At 70.8% G+C, this 19,131-nt stretch carries 13 protein-coding genes; 2 read left to right on the forward strand and 11 right to left on the reverse strand.

From position 1 onward, the window contains the following. Positions 1–30: 30 nt before the first annotated feature. From ACX114_RS20390 to mutS, 11 genes are all read right to left on the reverse strand, one after another. Positions 31–3,603, reverse strand: a complete 3,573-nt coding sequence (locus ACX114_RS20390; RefSeq protein WP_459286916.1) for a DEAD/DEAH box helicase — start codon at positions 3,601–3,603, stop codon at positions 31–33. 23 nt (positions 3,604–3,626) lie between these two features. Beyond that, complete coding sequence (locus tag ACX114_RS20395; protein WP_459286918.1) at positions 3,627–5,351, reverse strand: N-acetylmuramoyl-L-alanine amidase; 1,725 nt, start codon at positions 5,349–5,351, stop codon at positions 3,627–3,629. Between the two features lie 84 nt (positions 5,352–5,435). Continuing rightward, positions 5,436–6,203, reverse strand: coding sequence for a DUF3592 domain-containing protein (locus ACX114_RS20400; RefSeq protein ID WP_459286920.1), 768 nt, complete (start codon positions 6,201–6,203; stop codon positions 5,436–5,438). A 43-nt stretch (positions 6,204–6,246) separates the two neighbouring features. Next, positions 6,247–6,597, reverse strand: coding sequence for a DUF2019 domain-containing protein (locus ACX114_RS20405; protein ID WP_459286922.1), 351 nt, complete (start codon positions 6,595–6,597; stop codon positions 6,247–6,249). Beyond that, the gene (locus ACX114_RS20410; protein WP_459286924.1) at positions 6,594–7,883 is read right to left on the reverse strand and encodes a hypothetical protein; all 1,290 of its coding nucleotides are present in this window, start codon (positions 7,881–7,883) and stop codon (positions 6,594–6,596) included. The genes ACX114_RS20405 and ACX114_RS20410 overlap by 4 nt, the downstream gene beginning before the upstream one ends. A gap of 322 nt (positions 7,884–8,205) precedes the next feature. Beyond that, positions 8,206–8,628, reverse strand: coding sequence for a cyclophilin-like fold protein (locus tag ACX114_RS20415; RefSeq protein WP_459286927.1), 423 nt, complete (start codon positions 8,626–8,628; stop codon positions 8,206–8,208). A 28-nt stretch (positions 8,629–8,656) separates the two neighbouring features. Further along, positions 8,657–9,181 (reverse strand): (R)-mandelonitrile lyase, encoded by a 525-nt coding sequence (locus ACX114_RS20420; RefSeq protein WP_459286929.1) that lies wholly within the window; start codon positions 9,179–9,181, stop codon positions 8,657–8,659. Beyond that, the gene (locus ACX114_RS20425; RefSeq protein ID WP_459286931.1) at positions 9,178–9,600 is read right to left on the reverse strand and encodes a (R)-mandelonitrile lyase; all 423 of its coding nucleotides are present in this window, start codon (positions 9,598–9,600) and stop codon (positions 9,178–9,180) included. The genes ACX114_RS20420 and ACX114_RS20425 overlap by 4 nt, the downstream gene beginning before the upstream one ends. Before the next feature lie 133 nt (positions 9,601–9,733). Beyond that, entirely contained in the window at positions 9,734–10,633 is a 900-nt protein-coding gene (locus ACX114_RS20430; RefSeq protein ID WP_459286933.1) for a universal stress protein, read from the reverse strand. A 110-nt stretch (positions 10,634–10,743) separates the two neighbouring features. Then, positions 10,744–13,011: a hypothetical protein gene (locus ACX114_RS20435; RefSeq protein WP_459286935.1), complete on the reverse strand. Its 2,268-nt coding sequence runs from the start codon at positions 13,009–13,011 to the stop codon at positions 10,744–10,746. A gap of 120 nt (positions 13,012–13,131) precedes the next feature. Then, positions 13,132–15,906, reverse strand: coding sequence for a DNA mismatch repair protein MutS (mutS, locus tag ACX114_RS20440; RefSeq protein WP_459286937.1), 2,775 nt, complete (start codon positions 15,904–15,906; stop codon positions 13,132–13,134). A 151-nt stretch (positions 15,907–16,057) separates the two neighbouring features. Between mutS and nhaA the strand changes: the two genes are divergently transcribed. Both nhaA and ACX114_RS20450 read left to right on the forward strand, forming a co-directional pair. Next, entirely contained in the window at positions 16,058–17,413 is a 1,356-nt protein-coding gene (gene nhaA, locus ACX114_RS20445) for a Na+/H+ antiporter NhaA (RefSeq protein WP_459286939.1), read from the forward strand. Beyond that, positions 17,410–19,095, forward strand: a complete 1,686-nt coding sequence (locus ACX114_RS20450; RefSeq protein WP_459286941.1) for an ABC1 kinase family protein — start codon at positions 17,410–17,412, stop codon at positions 19,093–19,095. The genes nhaA and ACX114_RS20450 overlap by 4 nt, the downstream gene beginning before the upstream one ends. Positions 19,096–19,131: the final 36 nt, after the last annotated feature.

Consider the following 19,131-nt stretch of genomic DNA (forward strand, 5'->3'; position numbering starts at 1 on the left):
ACAGCCCCGGGAAAACCACGGAAAGGCCGTTCAGTGCTTCGTCGCGTCGGAATCGAGCCCGTCGATGCCCGGCAGCCGCTGCGCGAGCAACCCGAGCAGCTCCTGGGTGGACAGGCGGGCGGCGGCGTCCTTGCCCTCCAGCACGCCGGCCACCAGGGCCCGCTTCTGCTCATGGAGCGAGAGCATCTGCTCCTCGATCGTCCCACGCGCCACCAGCCGGTAGACCGTGACGGGGCGCTGCTGGCCAATGCGGTGGGCGCGATCGGAGGCCTGATCCTCCACGGCGGGGTTCCACCAGGGGTCCAGGTGGATGACGCTGGTGGCGGCCGTCAGGTTGAGACCGAAGCCGCCCGCCTTGAGTGAAATCAGGAACAGGGGTGCGTCGCCCTCCTGGAAGGCGCGCACGCGGTCCGCGCGGGCACCAGCGGGGGTCGAGCCGTCCAGGTACTCGTAGGCGATGCCCTGGGCGTCCAGCACCTCGCGCACCAGCGCCAGGTGGGACGTGAACTGGCTGAACACCAGTGCACGGTGGCCCTCCTCGCGCAGCTCCTGGATGAGCTCCATGAAGCGCTCCAGCTTGGAGGACTCCAGCTTGGACGACTCGTCGTACAGGCGCGGGTGCGACGCGAGCAGCCGCAGCCGCGTCAGCGCCGCCAGCACCTCGATGCGCCGCTCCTGGTCCTTCATCTTCGCCTTGCGCGTCTCCAGGTCGGACAGGGCCGCGAGGCGCGCGTCCTCGTAGAGCGTCCACTCCGGCGGGGACAGGACGACGGGCACCTTCACGTCCGTGCGAGGCGGCAGCTGCGCCTCCACCTGGGCCTTGGTGCGGCGCAGGAGGAAGGGCTGGAGCACCCGGGCCAGCGCGGGCGCGGCCGTCGGATCCACCTGCTTCTCAATGGGCGCGGCGAAGCGGTTGCGGAACGCCTCCAGGCTGCCCAGCAGCCCCGGGAAGACGACGGCGAAGAGCGCCCACAGCTCGCCCAGGTGGTTCTCCAGCGGCGTGCCGGACAGCGCGAACCTGAAGTCGCCCTGGAGCGCCCGCGCCGCGCGGAAGCGCTGCGTGGCGGCGTTCTTCAACTGCTGGGCCTCGTCGAAGACGATGGTGGAGAAGCGCAGCGCGGCGAGCCGCTCGATGTCGCGCACGAGCAGGCCGTAGCTGAGCACCAGCACGTCGCGAGGCCCCAGCCGCTCCAGCGTGCCGCCCCGGTCCTCCGCGTCGGAGAAGATGGTCACCTTCAGCGACGGCGCGAAGCGCTTCGCTTCATCCCGCCAGTTGAAGGCCACCGACGTGGGGGCCAGCACCAGCGCGGGCCCGTGCTTCGCGCGCTCCAGCAGCACGGCCAGGGCCTGCACCGTCTTGCCCAGGCCCATGTCGTCCGCGAGCACCCCACCCGCGTTCCACGACGCCAGCCGCGTGAGCCAGCGGAAACCCTCGAGCTGGTAGTCGCGCAGCTCCGTCTTGAGCGCCGCGGGCACCCGGGGCTTCAGCTCCTTCGCCGCGAAGATGCGCTCGACCAGCGTCTTCCAGGACGCGTCCGCGTCGATGAGCGCGCCCGCGGTGCCCAGCCCCGCCAGGGCCTCCGCGGCGGACGGGCCCACCTCCAGCCCGTGCTTCGACAGGTACGCGTGATCCGATAGCTTCTCCAGTTGCTCGCGCAGCGCCGCTTCGATCTCCACCCACGTGCGCGCGTCCACCTGGACGAAGCGCTCCTTGCGCCGGGCCGCGTCCAGCAGCCGCGCCAGCTCCACCCGCTCGCCCTCCACGGACAGGCCGCCCAGCACGCCGAACCACTCGCGCTTGCGCTCCAGGACGACCTTCAGGTCGCCCGCGCCCCGCTTGGGCACGAGCCGCATGGACGCGCCCACCCACTCCAGCTCCGGCCGGGGCTCCATCTCCGCGCACGCGGCCAGCACCGCCAGCCCGCCCTGCGCGCTGTGGAAGAGGAAGCAGAACGGCAGCTCCTGCGGCTCCGCCGTCTGCAAGGGCAGCCGGGCCTGGAGCGCCGCGGCCGCCGTCAGCTCGCGCCCGAAGTCGCGCACCGCGTGGAAGGACCGCGTGTCGCGCCGCACGTGCACGTCGCGAGGCCCCTCGCCGGGCAGGTACGCCGGGCCATCCGGCAGCGCGCGCAGCCGCAACTCCAGCCGCACCGCGCCCCCGGGCTGTCCTTCCAGCCGGAGCACCGGGAGCTGCTGCGGCGCGATGGATTCGCCCATCACGCTGCGGGGCATGGCCACCGGCAGGCGCACGGAGAGCTTCGACAGGTGCTCCAGCAGCGCCCCGTGACTCTCCGGGGGAAACGCGTTGCCGTGCCGCTGGAGCACCGTGGCCATGGCGCGCACCTCCGGGCTCACGTCCAGCACCGTGAGCACATGCGCGCCTTCGTCCCAGAGGAACACCGCGTCCTCGGGCTTCGCCTTGCGCACGCGCTCCAGCAGCGGCGCGGGCAGCACGGTGCCGTCCACGCCCGCGTTCACCAGGACGGTGCCGCCCCGGTCCTCCGCGACCAGGCCCACCTTCTCGCGCTCGATGCGCACGGGGAGGTCCTGCGTGCCCTCCAGCGACAGGCGCGGATGATCCATCAGCTCGAACAGCAGCGCGCGCGACGCGGGCGCCGTGCTGTCGGAGAGCAGCGCGGCGACGCGTGAATCCGAGGGGCTGAGCTGCGAGCCGTACTCCTGCAACAGCTTGCGCCGGGTGACCTTCGCCCCCGTCGTGCGCACGCCCTTCTTCGTGCGCCGGTGCACGTAGGGCGCGACCTCCACGCCGTACCCTTCGATGACGTCCAGCCGCCAGGAGATCTCCACGCCTCCGCCGCCGCCCGGGCTCTCCTCCACCGCCCGCTCCAGCGCGCGCAGCGTCCGGGCCCACGCGGGCCGCACCAGCTCCTCCAGCGTCTCGCCGAAGTCCTCCGTCCAGCGCTGCCGCAGCCAGAGGAGCGCCGTGTCCACGGCCGCCAGTTGGTGCACGCAGAACGTTGCGCCGCATGAACAGTCCGCCTCCACGCCGGACGGGCTGAACGTCAGCCGCGCCTCCGCGAGGATGAAGCCCGAGCCCGGCGGAGACACCGGCAGCTCGGAGATGCGCGTCTCCTTGAGGCGGAAGCCCGGCAGGTCCGGCTCCTCCACCAGCGCCTCCAGCGGCAGCGCGTGCTCCGGACGCGGCGCGATGCTCGAAGGCACGCGGGCGCGCCAGGCGAGCAGCATCCCGTGCACCGTGTGCGTGCGCTTGTCCGCCGGGGGCGTGAGCCGTTCCGGGATGGAGGCCCGGGCCTCGATGGCGCCCTGCCGCTCGTCCTCCACGTAGCGCCAGGCGAGCCTCGGCAGCAGGTCCCGCATGCGCGGCGTGGGCAGCATCTCGGCCGTCCAGCGGTCGAGCGTGTCCTGGGCCAGCACCTCCACCAGCCGGCGGCGGGAGATCACGGCGCGCACCTGCGGCAGGTACGCGGCCTCCACGCGCGGGGTGAGCAGCGCCAGGCTCAGACGCGACAGGTGCTCCAGGCCCTCCGCCCGCAGCCATGCGCGCAGGTCCGCCTCCGTCTGGAACGGGGGCGCGTGGGGGTCCTGCGAAGGCTTGGGACTGGACGGGGGGGACTGCTCGGCCATGGGGACTGACGACGACGAACGCGTCAGTCTACCTTGGCCATGCGGCGGCGATCACCGAGGAACTCTTCCACTCCCAGCACGATGTTCTTCGCCACCTCGTCCTGGTAGCGCTCGGACGCCAGGCGCTTCTCCTCCTCCGAGTGCGACAGGAAGGACGTCTCCACCAGGATGGCGGGCATCTTCGCGCCCAGCAGCACGTAGAACAGCGCCTCCTTGTGGCCCAGGTCCTTGATGCCGTCGTACTTGCCGGACAGGCCCGTCACCAGGTTGTGCTGCACGGCGTTCGCCAGCCGCGACGACTCCTCCGTGTTCGCCTTGGTGGCCAGGTCCGCCAGGATGAACTGGAGGTCGCTGATGCCCTTCTCGGACGACGCGTTCTCGCGAGCGGCCAGGCGGATGGAGTAGCGGTCCGCGGACGTGTTGAGCGTGTACGTCTCGATGCCGCGCAGCTTGTGCGTCGCCGCCGAGTTGCAGTGCACCGAGATGAACAGGTCGCCGTGCGCCTCGTTGGCCAGCTTCGCGCGGTCCTCCAGGCGGATGAAGGTGTCGTCGTCGCGGGTGAGCACGACCTCCAGGCCCTTCTCCCGCAGGCCGTCCGCGACCTTCTTGGAGATGGCCAGCGCCACGTCCTTCTCCTTCGTCCCCGCCTTGCCAATGGCGCCAGAGTCATGGCCGCCGTGGCCCGCGTCGATGACCACGCGACGCACCTTCAGCCCCAGCTGCTCCGCCAGCGTCAGCTCCGCGTGGCGCGACTGCTTCGCCACGGCCTTGAGCCGGGCCTGCGCCACCTGGGCATCCACCGGCGCCGTCACCGGGCGAGGCGACTCCGGAGCGGCCGGCTTCGTCTCCGGCTTCGACGCCACCGCCACGGGGGCGGCCGGCTTCGGCGCCACCGGGGTGTTGTCCACCACCGGAGCGGGCGCCTTCGACGCCACGGCCGGGACCTCCACGCGGGCCTCCGGCTTCGCGGGCGCAACGGTCTCCGGAGCCTTCGCGTCGGCGACGGTGGGCGCGTCCACGATGTTCGCCGTGGAGTCCTTCGGAGCGGTCTCCGCGGCCGGGGCCGGGACGCTCGGATCCAGGCGCGGCAGCACCGGCGACGGCTCGCGGGCGAGCTTGGAGATGGCGTCCACCAGCGGCGAGCTGGGGGCCGCGGCGGCGACGGCGGTGTCCGGCGTGGACTTCACCACCGGGGGCAGCGGCTTCACCGTGGGCTTCGCGGGCGGCGTCTTGCTGGGCGGCGGCAGCGAGGCCAGCAGCGACTTCAGCTCCCTGGACTGGTCGCCCTTGGGGTTGGTGGCCAGCGACTCGTTGAGGATCTTCCGGGCCGCCTCCGGCTTGTCCAGGCGGTTGACGTGGATGCGCGCCAGCGCCAGCGCCGCGTCATCCGCGAGCCGGTGCTTCGGGTGCGCCTCCACCAGCTTCGAGTAGTCCGCGATGGCCGACTGCAGGTCCTCGTCCACGAACGAGATGCGGCTCAGCTCCTGGAGCAGGTCGCCCGCGGTGAAGAGGGCGTCGGGGGCGCGGTCGCTCTTGGGGAAGCGCGTGGCCACGGACTCGAAGCGGTGGACGACGTTGAGCCAGTGGTGGCGCAGCTTGCGGCGGGACGCGTCGTCCTTCAGCGCGTAGTAGGCGCGGCGGGCCTGCTGGTACGCCTCCTCCGCTTCGTTGCGCTTGCCGGCTCCGACGGCGCTCGGGGCCGTGAGGAGCAGCACGGGCAGCACGAAGTGGGAGAAGCGAACGCGCATGGAAGCCTCCGGACGTTGCAGCTACAGGCGTGTGTCACACGGCCTCCGGGGGCCAGCAACTTTTCAACCCCACCTGTCCGTCCTTCAGCGCACCCAGCCCAGCGTCCGCGCCAGCTCCTCGTCGATGACGCGGCACCAGCCCGGCTCGGAGGGCACCACGGCGGCCAGCACCTTGCCGCCATTGCGCACCGGGGCCCGCTGGGGGCGGCAGCGCGCCCGCACGGCGTGTTTCACGTCCTGGCGGAAGAAGTGCGCGGAGAACACGGCCTCGCCCTTCCCTTCCGGCAGGTAGCCGTCATCCGGGGTGAGCCACACCAGCGCGCCCAGCCGCAGGGGCACCACCTCCCGGCGCCACAGCCGCCGCACCTCCCAGGCGAAGCCGCCCAGGGCCACCAGCGCCCCCAGCCCCAGGCCCCAGGGCAACAGCCCCACCCGGGCCGCCTGGGCCCGAGCATGGGTCGCCTCGCGAGGCCGCCCCGGCTGGGACGGATCCACCAGCAGCTGCACCCGGGCGCCATGGCCCAGGCCCGCCGCGTGGTCCGCGGCCGTGCGGACCCCCGACACGGAGTGGTCCTCGCCCGCGAACGTGTAGAGGACGTCCAGCGTGCCCTCGGCGTCCTCGCGCTGGCTCGGAGGCGGCGCATGGCTCGCGCCCACCACCGCGTCCACCAGCTCCGCGCGGGACGTGAAGCGCTGCTCCTCGATGAAGTAGCGGCCCACGTAGCTGGCACCCAGCCCCAGCACGGCGATGATGACCAGGCCCAGCACCACCCCGCGCACCAGCCGCGTCACCGCCCCGGGCACCTGGGCAAGTCGGACGCTACGGGGAGCATGGGGGATGGCGAGCTGCATGGCGGGCGCGAAGCCTACTTCACGACCGGGGCCCGCGCTTCATTCAGGCCGGATCCAGATTCCACGCTCCCTCCTCCCATCGCTTCAGCACTTCAGAGGCCTCGAACGCCGCCAACCCTTCTCCGCCCGCGGCATGCTCCAGGACGGCCTTCGCTTCCTGGGTTTTGTACCGGAGCAGGTACGCCGCTGCCGCGACTCGAACATCCATTCGTGAGTGCGTCAGCAGGACCGTGAGTGCTTCGCGACCATCATCGCCAATCTCCCGGAGCTTCTTCATCGCGGACTGGTACTTCTTCGCGTGCTTGTTTCCGGTCTTGGAGTCACCCCGGAAGATCGCGTCCGTCTGCGCCTCGACGTGGGAGGCGAATTCTTCGACGAGTCTCGCAGGCGTCATCGCCAGATTCCCTTCTTGATGTTCTCGATGCTGCGCAGGCCGAATGCCCGTTGAGCGTCAAGCGACTGAGCACTCATCCACTGCCTCACGGTCAGCGATTCCGAGCCAGTGATGAACGGACGTTTGGACGAATAGAATGCGCTCACCAGGTTATGAAGTGCCTTATCGAGCGGAACGATGTTCTCCGTATTGTGGAGTGCCTGAGGCCCAAAGCGCGCCACAGTCCCATTCGTTTGTTCCACAATGTGGTGCCACTCCTTGCCCTCTCCTGCTGGCCCCATGGCTCGCTTGAACGACTTGAAGGACGAGTAGCCTTTCGGGCCGCCCGGCGGCGTAGCCCCCTGCGGACCACCTCCGCTCCTGCCGCCTGAGCCTGCCGCATCTCCGGCCCGCTGGAGGATGCTCGCGGCGCCCGGCCCCACGCTCAACATTGGCGCTGCGCGTCCCACTGGCACAACGACACGCTCCAGTGCCAGTGCTCCCTCCGCGGACAGCGCGAGCACCGGCACCGTGGCCTCTGCGCCTGCCGCCAGACCCGTCACCGTGCGTGTCGTCGCCGATGCCGCTCCCCAAGTGGCAAAGATGTTCGTCGTCAGTCGAGCCAGTTCGCGAATCTGCTCGCCTTCCGACATGTATTGGAAGCGCTCCCAGTACGCGGGCGACGACGCGATGAGAGCTGCCAGGCCGGCCGGCAGGTTGCTCAATCCAGCAAGGCTGTCCATGGGGCGGGAGAGCGCGTATCCCAGCGCATGGTACAGGTCCACGAAGGCGTCCTCGGCCCCATCCAGGGAGCGGCTGATGACGTCCGCGTCGTCGTATACCTCCGCCAGGGGCCGCTGGTCCGAAGCCTGAAGCCGTGCGTCCACGGCTCGGAAGACCCCACCCTTTCCGCTGTAGAAGCGGCCCAGTTCGAAGCCGTTCGCGCGGAAGGCCCCGTCCCGCCACACCACGGGCGCCACCTTCTGCTGAGTGCGTCCGGTAAGGGCCCAGGCGAGGTAGCCATCCGGCCTGAGCACCGCCAATTGCTCCCGGGAGATCCTCGCCACCCTCCGAGCCAATTCCTCGCGAGAAACCTCCCCTTGCTCCAGCACTTCTTGCAGGAGGAAGCCTGCCGCCATGCGCGGTGGAAAGGTGCCAAGCGTTACTGGCTTCTCCATCAACCGGCCCAGAACCTCCACCGCGTCGTCCGGAGTGAAGGGATTTCGGCGCGGTGGAAACGCGTCTGGATTATCCAGACCAGCTCGAACCAGCAGCTCCTCGAAAGACTCCAATCTCAGCAGGCCCATATCCAGGGCCTGCCGTGAAACCTTTCCAGCGGGGGCAATGAGGACCGTTCCAACAGGCACGCGCTGCCGGAGGACTCGCGAGCCTCCTCTTCCGGAGGCTGATTCCACACCAGCACAGCCTGCCAGCAGCAAGACACAGCATAGAACTGCGACACGCACAGACCGCATCCTCCACCCAAGGGGGCCCAAGGAAGGGCACAACATCGGAGGATAGCGTGACGCAGGCACCTTGACCGGAAGCAAGCACACCGTTGCGCGGGCTCGATCCGGGATAGCTCGTCGCTTCAGTGTTCGGTGTCTCCGACATCAACCGCCGGCGCGCCTACTCCCACCGCTCGATCTTCACTTCGATGGGACCCGGAGCGCGCAGGGCCTCGACACCGCCGTCGAGCTTGCCCAGCCGGATGAGTCCGGGTGAATGGCCGAAGGCCTTGTGGAAGAGGGCCAGGTTTCCCCAGGGCGAGTAGTAGGAGATGTCCCCCACCGAAGCAGCGGTGCCTGAAGGCGCGTCCGTGGTGGTCAGGCGCCGGGGCAGATCGCTGACCTTCTCGGTGGCCGCGTAGTCCGTGAGCGTCAACGTCACGGGCAGCAGCGCGGCGAAGTCGCGCGCCGTCGCGTTGTCGAGCAGCGTGGCCGTCAGGACTTTGGCTCCGGCCGTCAGTCGAATCTTCATGGGCTTCTCCTCGGCGTGCGCGCGTTGCTGTGCCAGCGAGGGCAGCGCCAGCAGTCCAAGCACGAGGGCCACGGTGCGGATCCGCGTCAGGGTGTGGCTCCTATTCGGGCGTGGCGCCGTACTGCGCGTCCGTCACCTTCTCCAGCCACTCCACCACCTTGCCGTCCTGTGCCTCCTGGAGGGCGACGTGGGTCATGGCCGTCGTGGGGCCTGCGCCGTGCCAGTGCTTCTGGCCCGCTGGAATCTGGACGACGTCGCCCGGGCGGATCTCACGGACGGGGCCACCCCACCCCTGCACCCTGCCGACCCCCGCCGTGACGATGAGCGTCTGCCCGAGCGGATGGGCATGCCACGCGGTGCGAGCGCCCGGCTCGAAGGTGACGCTCGCGCCCGACGCACGCCCCGGCGGGTTCGCCGCGAAGAGCGGATCAATGCGCACCACGCCGGTGAACGACTCCGCGGGCCCCTTCTGGGAGGCCTGGCTTCCGGCGCGCGTGACACGCACGCCCTCGCGCGCGGCGGCCGGGGCCGTGGGACCTCCCGCGTCCGCGCTTCCTGAACGGGCCTGTCCGGCGGCGAGCGCGAGCAACGGAAGGACGACCGCGGTGGTGACAAGCGACTTCATGAGGTCACCCCGTTCGCGCGCGGCCCCTGGAGGTATTGCTCGTCGGTCACGTGCTCCATCCACTCGACCGGCTTGCCATCGAGCGCTTCCTGGATGGCGATGTGGGTCATGGCCGTGGTCGGCGTCGCGCCGTGCCAGTGCCGGTGGTTTGGCGGACACCAGATGACGTCGCCCGCGCGGATCTCGACGATGGGCCCGCCCTCGCACTGGGTCCAGCCACAGCCCGCGGTGACGACCAGCGTCTGGCCGAGCGGATGGGTATGCCATGCGGTGCGAGCGCCGGGCTCGAAGGTGACGCTCGCGCACGAGGTGCGGGCCGGCGAGGGCGGGGAGTTGAGGGGGTCGATCCGCACGTTCCCGGTGAACGTCTGCGCGGGCCCCTTCTGGGAGGGCTGCGATCCTGCGCGCTTGATTTCCATGAGGCGCCTCCAGTGGGTAATGACAGGAGAGATACGTCCCGCACGGCGGACGGACTAGGCGGCTCGGAGCCAACAGGCTGTTAAGCCACGTTGGAGAATGGAGCTCAGCGCGTCACCCCGTAGCCCCGAGCGGCTACGCGGGGGGCCGGACCACGAGGACATCGCAGCCGGCCTCGCGAATCACATCCGTCGCCACGCTCCCGAGCAGGATGCGCGACAGGCCCGAGCGTGCCTGGGTGCCGAGCGCGAGCAGGTCCGCCCGGTGCCGGCGCGCGTCCTTCAGGATGATGGAGTACGGGCTGCCGTGCTCGAGGGCCTGACGGTAATGCAGGCCCAGTGCGTCCAGGTGCCGGTGCAGTGAACGGAGCTCGCGCAGCGCGCCCTCCTTGAACCGCTCCCGGTACCGCGCGCGCTCCTCGCGCGTCAGCCCGGGGAAGACCATGTACTCCAGCGGTGACTCGTATGCGTGGATGAGCCTCAGCGGGGTGCGTGGCTCCAAGAGGGCGGGCAGGAAGCCCACGGCGTGCCGTGACGTCTCCTCGTCGTCCACGGCCACCAGGGGGCGGCGGTACGGGTCCTTCACGAGCCCATGGACCACGAGCACCGGGGACGGGCCGTACCGGATGACGTGCTCGGCGGTGGAGCCCAGGAACAGGTCCCGGACGGGCCGGCGGCCATGCCGGCCCAGGACGACCAGATCCGCGCCAGCCGCCTGGGCCTGGCGCACGAGCGTGGGGGCCGGCTTCCCGAACACGAGCCGCGCCTCGACGGAGGCACTGGAGCCCTCGGCGTGAAGCGAGGCGTGGAGCTCCTGCGCGAAGACCGCCAGCGTCCTGGCGGCCCGCCCCCGCGCCTGCTCCACGAACTCCCGGGGCGCCCGTCCCGGCAGCGCGTGCACCAGGATGACGGCCGCCCCCGGTGCGAGCGGCAGGCGGGCCGTCCGCTCCACGGCGCGCGATCCAGAGGGCGAAAAGTCGGTGGCGACGAGCACCTTCCGCAGGAGCGGCGGCGCGGGTCTTCGCGTGGGGGGCATTCCGTAGGATAGGTCCCCGCTGCCCGAGCCGCGCCAGGAAGCGCCCCCACGCAGCCGGGGGCCCTGCTCGCTGCTCGCCGCCACGCCGTCATGGAGGGTCGCCCCCGGCGTCAGCGCTTCATCCGCGACAGGAAGCTGGCCGCGTTGCGCGGCCCGATGCCCTCGAAGTTGCCCAGGCGGTTGCCCATCTCGCTCAGGTAGCGGATCCACTTGTCCTGCTTGGACAGCCCCGGCGGCAGGGCCATGCTCGGGGCGTAGCTGTCGAAGTCCCGCACCACGGACGCGAAGGTGCTCAGGTCCCGGATGCTGCTCTTGCCCCCCGTCAATGCCTTATCGGACAGCGAGTGGAGCATCTGGTAGCGCTGATCCGGGGTGAGCCCGAAGTCATTGGCCACCTTGTCCAACTGGGGCAGCGTCGTCGAGGCGGTGGGGAAGAACTCCGGGAACGTCTTGCCCAGGCCGAGCACCTGGTCACGCGTCCAGCCGGTGGACTTCACCAGCGACTCCACCTGCTCCGGCGACGAGTACTTCGCCAGGTGGGTGACCTGCTCCGAGTCCGCGCCCGCGCGGTTCAGCAGCGTGCGCTGCTCCGCGCGCAGCTGTGACGCGGCCTCGTACTCCTTGCGTGCCACGATGCCCCAGCTGACCAGCTCGCCCAGGACGTAGACCCCCGCGCCCACCGCCGCCAGCGGCGCGCCCACGCCCGTGGAGCCCATGGCGATGAGCGCCCCGCCCACGAGCCCCATCGTATCCCCCGCGATGGACAGGCCGGTGCCCACGTTGCCCTGCCCGTTGGCGATCTCCTTGCCCTGCACCACCAGGTCCAGCGCGGCGCCGACGGCGCCCAGGCCGCCCGCGAACTTCGCGGCCACCAGCGCCCCGCCGGACTTGTTCGCCGCGCTCAGCGCGGTGCTCGTGAGGCTGGCCAGCTGCTGCGCGGAGAACGTCCCCGCCCACAGCGTGCCCAGCGCGTCCTGTGCCTTCGTGGACTGCTTCGTCTGGAGGATGCCCAGCGCCAGGCCCGCCGCCGCGAACCCCGGGCCCCACTTGGGCGATTTTGCCTCCAGGCCCCGCAGCGTCGACAGGCCCGCCTGGGACCGCCCCGCCGCCAGGTCGCGCAGGCCCGTGATGCCTGTCCGGATCGCCTCCGGCAACTGCTTGAAGTTGGCCTTGATGTCCGCGCCCGCGCCCCCTGCCTGCTGCCCCAGGTAGCCCACCGTCAACACCGTCTGGAGGTGGTCCACCGCCTGCGTTGGCGTGGCGTCGGGGAACTTCTCGTAGAAGGCCACCAGCGCGCCGGACACGGCCTTCTCACGCACGGTGTCCAGCGGCAGCGACGCCATGAAGGGCGCGAACGCGGAGCCGGGCGCCTCCATCTTCGCGGCCCAGCCCAGCGCCGAGGCCGCGCTCTTCGACTGGGCCAGCGCGGTGTACGCGGCCTGGATGGACCGGGCGTGCACGGAGCCATCCGGCCCCCGCAGCGCCTGCTCCAACTGGGGCGCGTTGTTCGCGAGCGTGGTCTCCAGCTTCTTCGCCGTCGCGTCGAAGCGGGTGTAGTCGCCCCCGTGCAGCTTGCGGAACTCCTCGATGTACGCACGCTGCTGGTTCTCGGTGAGGTACGGCCCGAAGGACGCGATGTCCTCCGCGAGCCGCTGCTCCAGCGCGGCGCGCTCCGCCAGCGCCGCCGTGTACGCCTGCTCCGCGGCCTGCACCTGGGACACCGCCGTGTCCAGCTTCGCGTCCACGGCCGCGCCCGCGCGGCCCAGGCAGGACACCAGCACGTCGCGGTCCGCGGGCAGCAGGTGGCCCCGCTTCGCCGCCGCCTCCAGCGCGGGCTTCATCGTCGTGACGCTCGCCTGCCTCGCGACGGTCTCCAGCGCGCTGTCCGCCACGCGCAGCGTGCCCACGGAGGTGATGCCCGGGGGCCGGGGCGGTGGGTTGGGCACCGCTTCCTTCACGCCATGGGCGAAGTCCTTCGTCAGCGCGTCCTCCAGCGTGCGCGCGGGCGTGGCCTGCAACAAATCCATCAGCTTCGCCTGGAGCGCGGGGTTGCCCGCCGCCTTCTCCAGCGCCGCGTTCGCCGCGCCCGTGAGGTTCTGCGCCTGCGAATACCCCTGCGTCAGCAGCGACCACGCCTCCGCCACGTTCACCGTGGATGCGCTGTCCCCCGCCGCTTGCGTGGAAGCAACACTGCTTGAAGCTGTCGCGCTGTAACCCAGCAGGTCCGGCCCCTTACGAGGCGGTGACTGCACGAACGCGTCCCGCGGCTCGGGAGGCGGAGGTGGTGGCGGCGGGGGCGGAGCAGCCGGCTCCGGCTCCCACGTCGTGCCCACCTGCGAAACGCCAGACGACGACCCTGCACTCGAAATGGTGCTCATGCGTTGCCCTCCCCCAGGGCGAACGGACGGAAGCACCGTTGTGGAAACAGCCCCCTCGCTTCCGTCCTGATTCCATTATCGAACGGGGACGGAAGCGATTGCTTGGAAACGACCTCTCCCTCAGGACGAGGCCAGGGACTGCTTCAACTTCGCCAGCAGGTTGAGCGCGTCCAGCGGGGTCATCCGGTCAATGGACACCGCCTTGAGTGACTCCAGCACCTCCGCGTGCGCGGGAGGCACGGGCGGCGCGGCCACGGGCGCAGGCTGCGGAGCGCCCCCGAACAGCCCCAGCTGCCCCGCGTTCGCCGGAGCCGCGCGCTTCGTGGAGCGCACCGCCACGCGGGGACGGCCCGCGTCGTCCAGCTCGCCGGACTCCAGGTTCTGGAGCAGCTCGCGGGCGCGCGACACCACCTCCGGCGGCAGCCCGGCCAGCTTCGCGACCTCGATGCCGTAGGAGCGGCTGGCCCCGCCGGGGATCAGCTTGCGCAGGAAGATGACCTTCCCGCCCTGCTCCTTCACGGCGATGCACAGGTTCTTCACCCGGGGCCGCTCGCGCGCCAGGTCCACCAGCTCGTGGTAGTGCGTGGCAAAGAGCGACCGCGCGCCCACCTTGTCGTGGATGTGCTCCGCCACCGCCCACGCGATGGACAGGCCGTCGAACGTGGACGTGCCACGGCCAATCTCATCCAGGATGACCAGGCTCTTCCTCGTGGCGTGATGGAGGATGTGGCTGGTCTCCGTCATCTCCACCATGAACGTGGACTGCCCGCGCGCCAGGTTGTCCGCCGCGCCCACGCGCGTGAAGATGCGGTCGCACAGGCCGATGCGCGCCGACTTCGCCGGCACGAACGAGCCCGCCTGCGCCATCAGCGCCGTCAGCGCCACCTGCCGCATCACCGTGCTCTTGCCCGCCATGTTCGGGCCGGTGATGACCAACAGCTGCGCGTCCTCCGGATCCAAGCGCACGTCGTTGGGGACGAAGGACTCGCCCGAGCCCAGCATCCGCTCCACCACCGGGTGCCGGCCGCCGGTGATGGTCAGCCCCTCCCCTGAGTCCACCTGGGGCCGCGTGTAACCGTACTCCGCCGCGCACCGCGCGAAGGACACCAGCGCGTCCGCCGTGGCCACCGCCTCCGCCGCGGAACGGATGCGCGGCGCCGCGGCGATGACCTTCGTGCGCAGCTCCTCGAACAACTGGAGCTCCAGCACCACGCGGCGCTCCTCCGCCGTGAGGACCTTCTCCTCGTACTCCTTCAGCTCCTCGGTGACGAAGCGCTCCGCGCCCACCGTGGTCTGCTTGCGGATGTAGTCCTTGGGCACCGCGTGGAGGTTCGCCTTCGTCACCTCCAGGTAGTAGCCGAACACCTTGTTGTAGCGGATCTTCAGCGAGGAGATGCCCGTGCGGTCCTTCTCCCGCTGCTCCAGCTTGAGCAGGTAGTCCTTGCCCGTGGTGGACAGCGCCACCAGGTCGTCCAGCTCCGCGTGGAAGCCCGGGCGGATGAAGCCGCCCTCGCGGATGACCACCGGCGGCTCGTCCGTCACCGCGCGCATCAGCAGGTCCGCCAGCTCCGGCAGCGCGCCCAGCGGTCCGGACAGCGACTTCAAGAGCGCCGCGTCACACCGCGCGAGCGCCGCGCCCAGCTTCGGCAGCTGCGTCAGCGACAGCCCCAGCGCGCGCAGATCGCGAGCGTTGCCCGCGCCCAGCGACAGCCGTCCGCACAGCCGCTCCAGGTCGCCCACCTCCTTGAGCGTGGCCACCAGCTCCTCGCGCCACACGCTCTTGCCGGAGAGCTCCTCCACGGCATCCAGCCGCGCTTCGATCTCCGGCAGCGAGCACAGCGGCGCGGACAACCAGCGCGCCAGCTTGCGCGCCCCCAGGCCCGTGGCCGTCCGGTCCAGCACGCCCAAGAGCGACCCCTTGCGGCCACCGTCGCGCAGGCTCTTGAGCACCTCCAGGTTGCCCCGCGAGGACTCGTCCATCACCAGGCAGCCCGCGCGCTCCTGGCGCGACAGCCGGTCCACGTGCGCCGCGGGCGTCTTCTGCGTGTCCTTGAGGTAGCGCAGCGCGGCCCCGGCCGCCCCGGTGGCCAGCGGCGAGCCGTCCAGCCCGAACGCGGACAGCGACTGCACGTTGAAGTGCGAGCGCAGGAACGCGGCGGCCCGCGTGTGCTCGAAGGCCGCGCCCTCGCCTTCCGCCACGGCCGGCACGCGCGACAGCCGCTGGCACACCTGCGCCACCTCCGGCGCGTCCCGCATGCCCTGCGGCACCAGCAGCTCGCGCGGCTCCACGCGCGACAGGCCCTCCACCAGCTCCGACAGCCCCTGCGCTTCGAAGGTGTAGAACTCGCCGGTGGACGCCTCCAGCAGGGCCGCGCCGAAGCCCGCCTCCCCCCAGCACACGGCCGCGAGGAAGTTGCTGGCCTGCGGCTCCAGCACCTCGTCGTCCAGCACCATGCCGGGGGTGATGACCCGGGTGACCTCCCGCTGCACGATGCCCGGCCCCGCGCCCGGCTCCGTCACCTGCTCGCAGATGGCGACCTTGAGCCCGTGCTCCACCAGCTTCGCGATGTAGCGGCGCGAGGAGTGGTACGGCACCCCGCACATGGGGATCTTGTCCGCGCCCTTGGCCCGGGCCGTGAGGGTGATCTGGAGCAGCTCCGAGGCCTTCACCGCGTCCTCGAAGAACATCTCGTAGAAGTCACCCAGCCGGAAGAAGAGCACCGTGTCGGGGTGGAGTGCCTTCACCTCCAGGTACTGGCGCATCATCGGAGTCAGGGAAGCGATCTCCCGCGCACCCGCGGGGGCCTCACCCGTTCCGACTTCCGGAGTCGTGTCCTCGTCGGGCAGCACCACGTCCGCTGCCTTGCCTGTCTTCGTCTGCTGCGTCACCGCCATCCCCGACCTTCTCTCACGACCTTACCCCTGGATCAACGAACCGGATGCCCTACCTGCCGCGTATGCCTACCACCGCCGTCCGACATTTCGGCAGGCGCCTTTCCGAAAACGGTTTGCTGGGCCTCCGCCCCCCGGCAGTCTGCCCTGCGACATGGCGAACGCTCCTCAGACGACGACCCGTCCTCCCGTCCCCGCCCTGTTCAAGGTGGCCCTGGCCCCCGTGCAGGCGTTCTTCCGGCTGGAGGCCAGCAGCGGCATCCTGCTGGCACTCTGCGCGGTGGCCGCGCTCGCCTGGGCCAACTCCCCGTGGGGCGGCACCTACGCCGCCGTCTTCGACGCGCCCCTGCACCTGGAGGTGGTGGGCCACGGCGGCCAGTTCACCTTCCGTGAGTTCATCAACGACGGGCTGATGACGCTCTTCTTCTTCCTCGTGGGAATGGAGATCAAACGCGAGCTGTCCGCGGGCGAGCTGCGCACGTTCTCCCGCGCGCTGCTGCCGCTCATCGCCGCGCTGGGCGGCATGGTGGTGCCCGCGGGCCTCTACTACGCCTTCACGAAAGGCACCCCCGCGGAGGGCGGCTGGGCCATCCCCATGGCCACGGACATCGCGTTCGCCATTGGCTGCCTCACGCTGGTGAAGGCGCGCGTCAGCCAGGGGCTGGTGGTGTTCCTCACCGCGCTCGCCATCTTCGACGACATCGGCGGCATCCTCGTCATCGCGCTCTTCTACGGCACGGGCCTGCACGTGGAGTGGCTCGCGGTGGCCGCGGGCCTGGTCGCGGTGCTCTGGGGGCTCAACCGCTTCTACGTGCGCAACGGGCTGGCCTACGCCGTCGCGGGCGCGGCGCTCTGGTACGCCATGCACCACGGCGGCATCCACGCCACCCTGTCCGGCGTGGTGCTGGGCCTGTGCATCCCCGCGCTGCCCACCCGCCCGGGCCGCGAGGTGCTGGAGGAGCTGGCGGAGTACATCAAGGGGCTGGTGTCCCGGCCAGACGACGAGAGCGCGCGGGGCGCGCAACTGCTCCACATCGAGGAGGCGCTGGAGGACATCGAGCCGCCCCTCAACCGCTTCGTGCACCTGTGGCACGGCTACGTGGCCTACGGCATCGTGCCGCTGTTCGCGCTGGCCAACTCCGGCGTGGACGTGTCCGCCATGTCGCTCTCGGACCTGCTCAAGCCCCTGCCCCTGGGCATCATCGTGGGCCTCTTCGTGGGCAAGCAGCTGGGCATCTTCCTGTTCACCTTCGCGGCGGTGCGGGCGGGCGTGTCCCCGCTGCCCACCGGCGGCAGCGTCGCGCAGCTGCACGGGGTGGCGGTGGTGGCCGGCATCGGCTTCACGGTGGCCCTCTTCGTGGCCGGGCTGGCCTTCGCGGGACAGCCGGGCCTGCTGGCGGAGGCCAAGCTGGGCATCCTGGTAGGCTCGCTGCTCTCCGCCGTCGTGGGCTACGTCCTCTTGCGCTACGTGGCCAGCCCGCCCCAGGCTGCGACACAGGCCTCCTCATGAACCTCCAGGACCTCAACCGCATCCGGCAGATTGCCCTCATCGCCGCCCGCCACGGCTTCGGCGAGGTGACCGAGCGCGCGGGCGTCTGGCGCCTGCTCGGCGGCCGCAAGGAGAAGGTGGAGGTCTCCGAGGAGGCCCGCCGCGAGTCCACCGCGCGCCGCTTCCGCCTCTTCCTGGCGGAGCTGGGCCCCACGTTCATCAAGCTGGGCCAGGTGCTCTCCACCCGCGCGGACCTGCTGCCCGGGGAGTTCGTGGAGGAGCTGGCCACGCTCCAGGACGACGTGGAGGCCATCCCCCTTGAGCAGGTCCACGCGCAGATCCGCGACGCCCTGGGCAAGGAGGTGCAGGAGCTGTTCGCCCAGGTGGATCCGGAGCCGCTCGCCGCCGCGTCCATCGCGCAGGTGCACCGCGCGGTGACGCTGGAGGGCGAGGAGGTCGTCATCAAGGTGCAGCGCCCCGGCATCGACCAGCGCATCGACGCGGACCTGGGCGTGCTGCGCTCGCTGGCGCGCCTGCTGGAGGCCGTGGTGGAGGAGACGGGCATCTACTCGCCCTCCGGCATCGTGGACGAGTTCGACCGGGCCATCCACGAGGAGCTGGACTTCATCAACGAGGCCACCAACATCCGCGCGTTCCTGGAGAACCACAAGGACCGCCCGTACCTCAAGATTCCGCGCGTGCACGCGGCGCTCTCCAGCCGCACCGTGCTCACCATGGAGTTCATCCGCGGGGAGAAGATCAACCCCGCCACGCTGGCGGAAGCCGACCGCAAGCAGATCGCCCAGCACATCCTGGAGGCCAGCTTCCGCCAGCTCTTCGACGACGGCCTGTTCCACGGCGACCCGCACCCCGGCAACGTGCTGCTCATGGAGGGCAACCGGCTGGCGCTCCTGGACTTCGGCGTGGTGGGCCGGCTCACCCGCCCCATGCAGGAGACGCTGGTGATGCTGTGCCTGGCGGTGGCGCTCAAGGACAGCGACTCCGTGGCGCGCATCCTCTACCGCGTGGGCGTGCCGGACGCGCGCGCCAACCTGATGGGCTTCCGCAACGACATCGAGTCCATCCTCGGCCAGCACCTGCCCACCACGCTGGGCCAGGTGGACGCGCGCACGCTCCTGCGCGACCTGCTGGACCTGGCCGTGAAGTACCGCATCCGCATCCCCAAGGAGTACGCGCTGCTGTCGCGCGCCTCCGTCTCCACGGAAGGCATGCTGCGCGGGCTCTACCCGGAGCTGAACATCATCGAGGTCGCGCTGCCGTACGCGAAGGAGCTGATGGCGGGCCGCTATGACCCCACCCAGCTCCAGGGCGGCCTGATGCGCACGCTCCTGCGCTTCCAGTCCATGGCGCAGGACCTGCCCACCCAGCTGTCCCAAATCCTGCTGGACCTGGAGACGGGCAAGTTCAGCGTCACGGTGCGCGCGGAGCAGTTCGACAAGCTCAACGAGAACCTGCGAAGCGTGGCCGTCATCGCCTTCCTGGGCCTGTGCGCGTGCGGCTTCATCGTGGGCGCGTTCATCGCCTTCGCGCCCCGGCCGCCCATGTACGGGAACGTGCCGGTGCTGGGCATCGTCGGCATCGCGCTGGCGGCGGCCCTCTTCGGCGCGGTGCTCACCTGGTACCTGTTCGGCGGCCGGTTCGGGAAGGTCAGCGTGACCCGGTTCCTCAAGAAGCGCAGGTAGCCCCAAGACTTCACCGGCGCTCGGGAGGGGGGGGTG

It is taken from the genome of Corallococcus sp. M7 (assembly GCF_054512695.1).